This window comes from Reyranella sp. (assembly GCF_050185545.1).
Lineage (GTDB): Bacteria > Pseudomonadota > Alphaproteobacteria > Reyranellales > Reyranellaceae > Reyranella.
The window spans coordinates 1-10,146 of record NZ_JBFWZI010000221.1; the positions used below are offsets into that span (position 1 = coordinate 1).

At 65.3% G+C, this 10,146-nt stretch carries 8 protein-coding genes and 2 pseudogenes; 5 read left to right on the top strand and 5 right to left on the bottom strand.

All coding sequences use genetic code 11. The annotated features are described in order from the left end of the window. The 5 genes from AB7O82_RS33475 to AB7O82_RS33495 all read right to left on the bottom strand — a co-directional run. The coding region (locus tag AB7O82_RS33475) for an ABC transporter ATP-binding protein (protein WP_428550828.1) at window positions 1–722 on the bottom strand (722 nt) is incomplete at its 3' end. An 82-nt stretch (window positions 723–804) separates the two neighbouring features. After that, window positions 805–2,271 (bottom strand): amidohydrolase family protein, encoded by a 1,467-nt coding sequence (locus AB7O82_RS33480; RefSeq protein ID WP_428621321.1) that lies wholly within the window; start codon window positions 2,269–2,271, stop codon window positions 805–807. 104 nt (window positions 2,272–2,375) lie between these two features. Further along, window positions 2,376–3,974, bottom strand: coding sequence for an ABC transporter substrate-binding protein (locus AB7O82_RS33485; protein WP_428550826.1), 1,599 nt, complete (start codon window positions 3,972–3,974; stop codon window positions 2,376–2,378). 11 nt (window positions 3,975–3,985) lie between these two features. Next, window positions 3,986–4,891, bottom strand: a complete 906-nt coding sequence (locus tag AB7O82_RS33490) for an ABC transporter permease (RefSeq protein ID WP_428550823.1) — start codon at window positions 4,889–4,891, stop codon at window positions 3,986–3,988. 100 nt (window positions 4,892–4,991) lie between these two features. Further along, window positions 4,992–5,930 (bottom strand): ABC transporter permease, encoded by a 939-nt coding sequence (locus AB7O82_RS33495; RefSeq protein ID WP_428550820.1) that lies wholly within the window; start codon window positions 5,928–5,930, stop codon window positions 4,992–4,994. Between the two features lie 112 nt (window positions 5,931–6,042). Here AB7O82_RS33495 and AB7O82_RS33500 point away from each other — a divergent pair. The 5 genes and pseudogenes from AB7O82_RS33500 to AB7O82_RS33520 form a co-directional block, all read left to right on the top strand. Continuing rightward, window positions 6,043–7,004, top strand: a pseudogene (locus AB7O82_RS33500) (dihydrodipicolinate synthase family protein). Between the two features lie 65 nt (window positions 7,005–7,069). Next, window positions 7,070–8,539: a dihydropyrimidinase gene (gene hydA, locus AB7O82_RS33505; RefSeq protein WP_428550817.1), complete on the top strand. Its 1,470-nt coding sequence runs from the start codon at window positions 7,070–7,072 to the stop codon at window positions 8,537–8,539. Continuing rightward, window positions 8,539–9,036, top strand: a complete 498-nt coding sequence (locus AB7O82_RS33510) for a DinB family protein (RefSeq protein ID WP_428550814.1) — start codon at window positions 8,539–8,541, stop codon at window positions 9,034–9,036. Before hydA ends, AB7O82_RS33510 begins: the two co-directional genes overlap by 1 nt. 44 nt (window positions 9,037–9,080) lie before the next feature. Then, window positions 9,081–10,031: an N-carbamoyl-D-amino-acid hydrolase gene (locus AB7O82_RS33515; RefSeq protein ID WP_428550812.1), complete on the top strand. Its 951-nt coding sequence runs from the start codon at window positions 9,081–9,083 to the stop codon at window positions 10,029–10,031. A 12-nt stretch (window positions 10,032–10,043) separates the two neighbouring features. Next, window positions 10,044–10,146, top strand: a pseudogene (locus AB7O82_RS33520) (flavin reductase family protein); the annotation flags it as partial.

Here is a 10,146-nt window from a genome sequence, read left to right on the forward strand (position 1 = left end):
CCGACCGGCGCCTCCTCGACGATGCGGCCGGCATACATGACGATCACGCGGTGGGCGAGTTCGGCGACCACGCCGAGGTCGTGGGTGATCAGCATGATCGCCGTGCCGGTGCGCTCGCGCAGGTCGCGCAACAGGTCGAGGATCTGGGCCTGGATTGTGACGTCGAGCGCGGTGGTCGGCTCGTCGGCGATCAGGATCTTGGGATCGCAGGCCAGCGCCATGGCGATCATGACGCGCTGGCGCATACCGCCGGAAAGCTGGTGCGGATATTCGTCGAGCCTTGTTTCCGGCGATGGGATGCGCACCAGCTTCAGCATCTCGAGTGCGCGCCCCCGCGCCGCGGCTGGCGCCACCGGGCGATGCAGACGGATCGCCTCGATGATCTGCTCGCCGACCGTCTGCACCGGGTTGAGGCTGGTCATCGGCTCCTGAAAGATCATCGACACGGAATCGCCGCGCACGGCGCGCATGTCGCGTTCGGGCAGGTCGAGGAGATTGCGGCCCTGCAGCCTGATCTCGCCTGACGCGATGCGGCCGGGCGGCGACGGCACCAGCCGCATGATGGAGAGCGACGTCACCGACTTGCCGCAACCAGACTCGCCGACGATGCCAAGGGTCTCGCCTTCGGCCAGGGAGAAGCTCACACCGTCGACGGCCGCGAACACGCTGCCGCCGGAACGGAACTCGGTGCGCAGGTCGCGAATTTCGAGGAGGGGGGTCATCGTCTTCCGGACCGCGGGCGTCTCGCCCCCCCCAGATCAAGAGCGGGCGAGACGCCCGCGGTCCGGAAGAGCATGAAGGCCATCACGTCACCGGCCTCGACTGCGGCAGGCGGTCCTTCTTTCCGTACACCGGCGGAGCGAGCTGATCGGCGGTGCGGCCGGCCCAGTCGCGCTTGCTGACGGTCGCCAGGCGCTTGCGCTGGCCCTCGATCAGGCCGGCGGTCGCCGCCTCGACATCGACCGTCAGCACCTTGCCGTCCCTTACGACCTGCGCGCCGTCGACATAGACATGACGGATGGCGCGCTCGCTCGCCGAGTAGATCAGGCTGCGCACCGGCTCGTGCGCGGGCTGCATGTAGGGATGATCGAGGTCGACCAGCGAGAAGTCGGCCTTGCTGCCCGGAGCGAGCCGGCCGAGGTCCGGGCGGCGCAGGATCTTGGCGCCGCCGATGGTTGCGGCCTCGAAGGCATGCCTGGTCGTGCCCATCTTGTAGTTGCTGGTGAACACGCGGGCGACGTAGCAGGCAAGCCTGATCTCATCGACCATGTTATGCGGGAAGGTGTCGGTGCCGATTCCGACCGTGATGCCGGCATTCATGTAGCGGCCGATCGAGTTCAGGACCATGCCGCGTCGCGCGAACACTGTCGGGCAGTGGGCTACGGACGCACCCGAGCCTCTCAGCGTCTCGAAGTCATTGGTGTGTGGATAGTGGATCTGCGGATGGTCGTTCAGGAAGATGCCGTGGCCGATCACAAGGTCGGGCCCGAGCACGCCGATCGAGTCGAGCCATTCGATGGGCGTCTTGCCGTGGCGATGCACCATTTCGTAGAACTCGACGACGGCCTGGCAGGCGTGCGTCTGCATCGGGATGTTGCGTCGCTTCGCCTCCTGGTGCGCCTCCTTGAAGTAGCCTTCGCGGCAGGTATCGATCTGCGACGGGCCGACCATGGCGGAGATGCGGCCGCTCGGATGGTTCATCGCCTCGTCGATGGTCTTCATGGCGGCCGAGAAGGCCTTCTCGCCGGCCTTCTCGTCCCAGGCATATTCCACTGTGTGGCCGTTCTTCGTGTACCAGTGGCCTTGGCGCATCATCGGGCAGACGACGGCCCGGATGCCGGTTGCCGCGAGATCGTCGACCCAGCCGTCGCGGCTCATCGACAGATCGGAGATCGTGGTGACGCCGCTCTTCAGCAGCTCCGACATCGCCACCATGGTCGACGGGCCGGCATCCTCCGGGTCGAGGCCGAAGACCGGCAGATACTCGTAGAGCGAGCTTTGGCCCAGCTTGTCGCTGCCGTATTCCTCGGTGAGGCCTTTGTTGGCCGGTTCGGAGAAGGGGTGGCTGTGGACGTTGACGAAGCCCGGGATCGCCATGAACCCCGCGCCCTCGAGCGTGACGTCGACCGGGCCGGTGTAAGCCGGGCCGACATGGATCACCTCGCTGCCGCGAAACACGAGATCGCTGTCATCGAGATAGACGTGACGCTGCTCGGCTTCGTCCCAGGCGACGACGTGATCGAGTCCGGCGATTCTGGTGGTTTTTGTCATGGTGAGAGTCCCGTGTTGATGAGGCGTTTCTTCCGGACCGCGGGCGTCTCGCCCGCTCTTTTCATGAGCGGGCGAGACGCCCGCGGTCCGCACGAGAATGAGGCCTACTTGAACGCGATCCCCAGGCCCTTGTAGAGGCCGCAGCCGTAGTTGCCGTGCGCCTTGATCGGCTTCAGCTTCGAACCCGCCACGACGAACAGCGGCTCGTGAAACAACGGGATCCAGACGGCGGCGTCGTGCACCTTCTTCTGGACGGTCGCATAGGCCTCGGTGCGCACTTTGGGGTCGGTCGCCGTCGAGCCCTTGTCGAGAAGCTCGTCGGTCTCCTTGTCCTTCCAGTTCATGCGATTTGGCGTCGGCGTGTTGGCCGAGCGGAAGTACAGGTTGAGGGCATCGCCGGCGCTCACATAGGGGAAGCTCATGCCGAACGCATCGAACTCCTGCGTGGCGAGCTTGCCCCAGGCGACGGTCGAATCGAAGAGCTGGATCTGCAGGTCGATGCCGACCTTTCGGAGGTCGCCCTGCACCGCCTCGGCGATCTCCTTGAAGGCGCCGTTGATGCCGTAGACGATCGGGGCCAGCTTCTTGCCGTCCTTGTAGCGGAAGCCGTCGGAGCCCTTCTTCCAGCCGGCTTCGTCAAGCAGCCGCTCGGCCTCCTTGACGCTTTCGCCGTAGATCGCACGATCGACGTTGGGATTGAAGTCGAGCACGCCCGGCATCAGCATCGTCGAAGCCGGTTCGGCCAAGCCGAACGTCACGGCGTCGGCGATGGCTTTCTGGTCGACCGCGAGGTTCATCGCCCGGCGGACGCGCACATCGTTCATCAACTCCTTGTCGACCTTGAAGCCGATGAAATAGGTCCAGAAGTAGTTCTCGGCTCTGCTGACCGACAGCGACTTGTTGGCCATCAGCTGCTTGATCGACCAGTAGGGGACGTACTGGCTGGCGTCGGCCTGACCGGCTTCCAAGGCCGTGACGCGCGTGTTCTCCTCGGGTACGACCTTCCAGATCAGCCTGTCGACCTGCGCTTCGGTGGCGTCGTAGATCGGGGGACCCCATTTGTAGCCCTTGTGCTTGCCGAGAACCGTCGAATCGCGCGGCGTCCAGCTCTCGAAGCAGAACGGACCCGTGCCGTCGATCCCCTTGATACCGAAGTCGGCGCCGAGCTGCCTGGCCTGGTCAACATTGAGGATCGTGTGGAAGTACTGGGTCATCTGGTAGAGCAGCTCGGAGAACGGCTTCTTGAGCTTGTACTCGACCGTGTAGTCGTCGAGTGCGGTGACCTTGTCGACGTCGCCCATGCGCCATTTTACGAGGCCCTTGGTTTCCGGATCGGCCCAGCGCGCGTAGGTCGCCACCACGTCCTTGGCGGTCATCTTCTTGCCGCTGCAGAAGGTGACGTCGTCGCGCAGCTTGAAGACGTAGGTGAGACCGTCGGGCGACACCGTCCAGCTCGTCGCCAGGCCCGGCTTGAGCGTCTTCATGTCGTAGTCGAGAGTCACCATGGTGTCGCCGATCATGTACATGACCTCGGCGCCCGATCGGGATGTCGACTTGTGCGGGTCGTAGCGATCGGTGTCGATCTCGCGCACCACCGTCACGGTCTTCTGCGCCATGGCCGGCGTCGCTGCCGCGCCGATTGCCGACGCAGCGAGCAGCGCCGCCGCCCATGTCACGCGGTTGCACGTCATCCGGTTGGTCATGTACACACCTCCTATTGCCTGAGCTTGGGATCGAGAGCGTCGCGCAAGGCGTCACCCAGGACGTTGAATGCGAGAACGACGAGGAAGATCGCGGCGCAGGGGAGCGTCGAGACCCAGGGCGCGATCTGCAGGAACTTGCGGCCATCGGCGGCCATGCTGCCCAGCTCCGCCGTCGGCGGCTGCGCGCCGAGTCCAAGGAAGGACAGGGCGGCGCCGAGCAGGATCGCCTGGCCGAGCTGCAGCGTCATGTAGATCAGAATCGTCGGCCAGCAGTTGAGCGCGAGGTAGCGCCACAGCAGGGCGCCGTCGCCCAGCCCGACGGCGCGTCCGGCTTCCATGTATTCCTGCTGTATGATCGATTGGGCGGCGCCTCGGGCGATCCGGGCGATCGACGGGATGGCGGCGACGCTGAGCGCGATCACCAGCGACACGAGGCCGGTTCCCATCACTGCAGCGATGGCGAGTCCGAACAGGATCGAGGGGAAGGACAGCAGTACATCGACCAACCGCATCAATGGCGTGTCGAGGCGCTTGAAGTAGGCGGCGCTCAAGCCGATCAGGGCGCCCAGCCCGCCGCCGACGGCGACCGCCACGACGCCCATGCCGAGCGTCGCACGCAGGCCGAACACGATGCGGCTCAGCATGTCGCGGCCCTGGTTGTCGGCCCCCAGCAGGAACGACGCACAGCGCTCGCCGCCCGGTGGGCAGAGGCGCAGTCGCATGTTGTTGGCGTAGGGATCGAACGGCGCGACCCATGGTGCGAAGATTGCTGCCAGCACGACGAGCAGCAGGAACAGCGTCGCGGCCGCCGCCGGCGGATCGCGCAGGATGCGCCGCCACACGGCATTCTTGCGCCGCAGTGCCGCGATCGCCTTCTGGTCCGCCTCGCTTTGGAGAGTCAAAGCAGCGTCGGTCATGCTCTTCCGGACCGCGGGCATCTTGCCCGCTCATGGTCATGATCATGATGAAGAGGAAGAGCGGGCGAGACGCCCGCGGTCCAAGAGAGCACGAGAGCCGTCATGACCGCGCAATCCGCGGATCGAGGTAGGCGTAGAGCACGTCGACGATCAGATTGACGATCATGAAGCCGACGGCGAGCACCAGGATGGCGCCCTGCGCCAGCGGAAAATCGCTCGAGGTGATGGCACCCACGGCCATTCGTCCCACGCCGGGCCAGGCGAACATGGTCTCGGTGACGATGGAGCCGCCGAGCAGGAAACCGATCTGCAGGCCGACCAGGGTGACGACGGGGATCATGGCGTTGCGCAAAGCGTGGTGGATCGTCACCCGCCAGTCGGAGGCGCCCTTGGCGCGCGCCGTGCGGACATAGTCGGCGCCCAGCGTCTCGAGCAGCGATGTGCGGGTCATGCGCGCCACCGGGCCGACGAACACCGCGCCCAGCGTCACCGCCGGCAGGATCAGGCTGAGCAGTCCAGCGCCGCTCCAGATCGGACCGTTGCGACCCTGGAAGGGCAGCAGGCCGGCACCGCCGACGTGCTGGATCAGCAGCAGGCCGACCCAGAATACCGGTACCGACACGCCCATCACCGACAGCGCCATGATGGCGCGGTCGACCAGCGTGCCGCGTCGCCGCGCGGCCAGGGTGCCAAGCGCGATGCCGAGCGGCACCGCCCAGACCAGGCAGGCCAGCATCAGCTCGACGGTCGGCCAGAAGGTGAGGGCGATTTCTTCGGAGACGGGCCGGTTGGAGATCATCGACCGGCCGAGATCGAGCTGCAGCACGCGGCCGAGATAGCGTGCGAACTGGACCCACAGGGGCTGGTCGAGGCCGAGCTGCTGGCGGATCGCCGCAACTTCGTCGGCCGTGGCCGTCGGACCGGCCAGCACTGTCGCCGGATCGGTCGGCACGACCTGCAGCAGCAGGAAGCCGATCAACAGCACACCCAACAGGACCGGCAGCGAAATCATCAATCGATGGGCGATGTGTCGCGCCATGATATGCAGTATTGCTCCCTTCCGGTTTCGACACTGACTGAGGCCGCGATGCTCGACAAGAGCCGCGCGGCTGCCATGATCGCAGCAAGAAATGCGCCGGGGAGCGTGGTCCATGAGCCAAGGAAAACTGAACGAGCAGGCAAAGGGCGTTTTCATCATCGCCGCGACGCCTTTCACCGACGATGGCGCCCTCGATCTCTACAGCCTCGATTCATTGACCGATTTTTATTTGAGGTGCGGCGTACATGGCTTCACCCTGCTGGGCATGATGGGGGAGGCGCACAAGCTCACTGCCGAAGAATCGCTCACTGTGGTCAATCGCGTGATCGCGCGCGCGCGCAAGGGCGTCAGGTGATCGTCGGGGCGAGCCATGCCGGGCTCGAAAACGTGCGGCGCCTTGCGCACGAAGCCATGGTCGCTGGCGCTGCCGGCGTCATGGTGGCGCCGCCGCCGGGCCTCAAGGGTGACGATGGCGTCTACAACTACTATGCCCAGGTCTTCAAGGAGCTCGGCCCTGACATCCCGGTCGTCTATCAGGACTATCCGCAGAGCACGGGAGTCTACCTCGCGCCGCCGGTGTTCGAGCGGCTGGTCGACGACTTCAAGCAGCTGGTGATGCTGAAGCACGAGGATGCGCCGGGGCTGGCCAAGCTGACCCGTGTCCGCGAAGGCGAGAAGCGGCCGGGTCGCCGGCGCGTATCGATCCTGGTCGGCAATGGTGGCCTCTACTATCCGCAGGAGATGCAGCGCGGCGCCGACGGCGCCATGACCGGGTTCGCCTGGCCGGAGATGCTGGTGCAGGTCTACGACCTGTTTGCCGCCGGCAAGGCCAGCGAGGCCGAGGACCTCTTCGATCTCTACCTTCCGCTTGTGCGGCACGAGCAGCAGCCGTCGATCGGGCTCGCCTTGCGCAAGGAGGTTCTGTTCCGCCGCGGCGCCATCCAGAGTCCGAAGCAGCGGGCGCCGGGATCGTCCCTGACGGCGACGGATCGCGCCGAGCTCGACAGCCTGATCGCGCGCCTGGAGCGCCGGCTCGCGGCGGCCGGGCAGGCGCCCAGGCTGGCGGCAGAATAGGCGACGCGCGACCAGCCAAACCGCTATCGTGCGTATCGTGATCAGGACGTGGTAAAGGGTCAGAGATGCCGGATTTCGATCTCATCGTGCGCAACGCGCGTATCGTCACTGCCGAACGCCAGACGGAAGGGGATATCGCCGTCAAGGATGGCAAGGTTGCCGGGCAAGGCCACGATTTGAAGGGGACCGCTGCGCGTGAGATCGATGCGGCGGGGAAGTTCGTGCTGCCGGGCGGCGTCGACAGCCACTGTCACATCGAGCAGCGCTCCGGTATGGGCGTGATGTGCGCCGACGATTTCTATACCGGCACGGTGTCGGCAGCCTTCGGCGGCACGACGACCGTCATTCCCTTCGCTGCCCAGCACCGCGGCATGTCGCTGCGCCAGGTCGTCAAGGACTATCATGAGGCGGCTACGCCCAAGGCGGTGATCGACTACGCCTTCCACCTAATCATCTCCGACCCGACGGAACAGGTGCTGGGCCAGGAGCTGCCGGCGCTGATCAAGGACGGCTACACGTCGTTCAAGATCTACATGACCTACGACGCGCTCAAGGTGAGCGACTACCAGATGCTCGACATCCTGGCGCTGGCGCGGCGCGAGGGTGCGCTGGTCATGGTCCACGCCGAGAACCACGACATGATCCAGTGGCTGGCGCACCACCTGGTCGACCAGGGCCACGTCGCGCCGAAGTTCCACGCCATCGCCCACGCGCGAGTCGCCGAAGCCGAGGCGACCAACCGCGCGATCTCGCTGGCACGGCTGGTCGATGCGCCGCTGTTGCTCGTGCACATGTCCGAGATCGAGGCGATCGAGACCCTGCGCCAGGCCCAGAAGAAGGGGCTCAAAATCTTCGGCGAGACTTGCCCGCAGTATATCGGGCTGACGGCGGAAGACATGGACAAGCCGGGCGTCGAAGGCGCGATGTGGTGCTGCAGCCCGCCGCCACGCGATTCGGCGGCACAGGATGCGGTGTGGGCCGCCCTCAAGGACGGCACGTTCCAGACCTTTTCGTCGGACCATGCGCCCTACCAGTTCAACGAGAAGGGCAAGATTCCGAAGGGCGACAGGACGACCTTCAAGGAGATGGCCAACGGCGTGCCGGGCCTCGAGATCCGCCTGCCGCTGCTGTTCTCGGAAGGCGTCCAGAAGGGGCGCATCACGCTGCAGCAGTTCGTTGCCCTGACGTCCGCCAACCACGCCAAGCTCTATGGTCTCTATCCGCGCAAGGGCACGATCGCCGTCGGCTCGGATGCCGATTTCGCCATCTGGGATCCCGACAAAGACGTGACCATCCACTGGAAGGATCTGCACGACAATGTCGGCTACAGCCCCTACGAGGGCCGCCAGATCAGAGGCTGGCCGATTACCGTGGTGAGCCGCGGCCGGGTCGTCGTCGAGGACGGCAAGCTCAACGCCGCGCGGGGCTCGGGCCAGTTCCTGCCTTGCGCGTCGCCGGATTCGGCGAAGCCGTTGGGGCAGACCGCGCCGGAATTGCAGGCGATGAGCCGATTCGGCGCAAAGCCGCTATTCTGATGATCAGTGCGGACTATGTGTGCCGCCTAGCCCGGTACAACCACTGGCAGAACGAGAATCTCTATGGCACCGCCGACGGGCTCACGGACGAAGAGCGCCATCGCGAGCGCGGTGCCTTTTTCGGGTCGATCCACGGGACCATGTGCCACCTCCTCTGGGCGGACCAGACATGGCTAAGCCGATTCTCCGGCGCGCTACCGCCGGTGCCGCTGGCGGAACTGACCGCGCAGTATCACGATTGGACGTCGCTGAAGAGCCGACGGCGCGAAACCGATGCGGAGATCGTCGGTTGGGCGGAGAGGCTCGCTTCGGACTGGTTGGCCGGAAGGCACACGCACTTCTCGCCGAGTCTGAGGCGCGAGATGTCGGCGCCACGCTGGCTGCTCGTGTCGCACTTCTTCAATCATCAAACCCACCATCGCGGGCAGATTCATTGCATGCTGACGCAAGCGGGCAAAAAGCCGGCAGACACGGATCTGCCGATGATGCCGGGCTGACCGCATGAAGTTTGCTATGCTGATCGAACCGGAAGGAGTCCATCGTGTCCCGTCGTCTAAAGGTCTCTGCCGCCCAGCTTGGCCCGATCAATCGAACCGACAGCCGCACGAGTGTCGTCAGCCGGTTGATCGAGATGCTCAAAGAGGCCGATTCCCGCGGCTCGAAGTTCGTCGTGTTTCCCGAGCTCGCGCTCACCACCTTCTTCCCGCGCTGGTGGATGGAGGACCAGGCCGAGGTCGACAGGTACTTCGAGGCGCAGATGCCGAGTCCGGAGACGATGCCGCTGTTTGAGCTGGCGCGCTCCAAGGGCATCGGGTTCTACCTGGGCTATGCCGAGCTGACCGAGGAGGCGGGCGGCCCGCACCGCTTCAACACCTCGATCCTTGTCGGGCCGGACGGCCGCACCGTCGGCAAGTACCGCAAGGTCCATCTGCCGGGCCACGCCGAGCATCGTCCGGCGGCGCCCTACCAGCATCTCGAGAAGAAGTACTTCGAGGTCGGCGATCTAGGCTTCAACGTCTGGAAGATGTTCAAGGACGACATCATCGTCGGGCAATGCATCTGCAACGACCGGCGCTGGCCCGAGACGTTTCGCGTCATGGGTCTGAAGGGCGCCGAGATGGTGGTGCTGGGCTACAACACGCCGACCGACAACGTCTATGCCCCCAAGGAGCCGCCGTACCTGCGCGTTTTCCATCACAACCTTTCGATTCAGGCGGCCGCCTACCAGAACGGCATCTGGGTCGTGGCGACGGCCAAGGCCGGCAAGGAAGACGGGTTCTGGCTGCACGGCGGCTCGGCAATCGTCGCACCGACCGGCGAGATCGTCGCCAAGTCGACGACCGAGGAGGACGAGGTCGTGTCGTACGACTGCGACATGGAGCTCGGCGAGTACATCCGCAACACCACGTTCAACTTCGCCAGGCACCGGCGGCCCGAGCACTACAAGCTCATCGTCGAGCGCACCGGCGTAAAGGTCGAGCCGAGCAACTAGAGGATTCGAGAGATGCAATACGCCGCTTCCGAGTTGAGTCCGCACGAACGCTACAAGCTTCTGATCTCCTTCGTGCTGCCCCGGCCGATCGCCTGGGTGACGACCATCGGGCCGA

Coding starts and splice junctions, on each gene's coding strand:
- hydA (WP_428550817.1), top strand. CDS start 7,070: ATGCCGGATTTCGATCTCATCGTGCGCAACGCGCGTATCGTCACTGCC.
- AB7O82_RS33510 (WP_428550814.1), top strand. CDS start 8,539: ATGATCAGTGCGGACTATGTGTGCCGCCTAGCCCGGTACAACCACTGG.
- AB7O82_RS33490 (WP_428550823.1), bottom strand. CDS start 4,891: ATGACCGACGCTGCTTTGACTCTCCAAAGCGAGGCGGACCAGAAGGCG.
- AB7O82_RS33485 (WP_428550826.1), bottom strand. CDS start 3,974: ATGACCAACCGGATGACGTGCAACCGCGTGACATGGGCGGCGGCGCTG.
- AB7O82_RS33480 (WP_428621321.1), bottom strand. CDS start 2,271: ATGACAAAAACCACCAGAATCGCCGGACTCGATCACGTCGTCGCCTGG.
- AB7O82_RS33495 (WP_428550820.1), bottom strand. CDS start 5,930: ATGGCGCGACACATCGCCCATCGATTGATGATTTCGCTGCCGGTCCTG.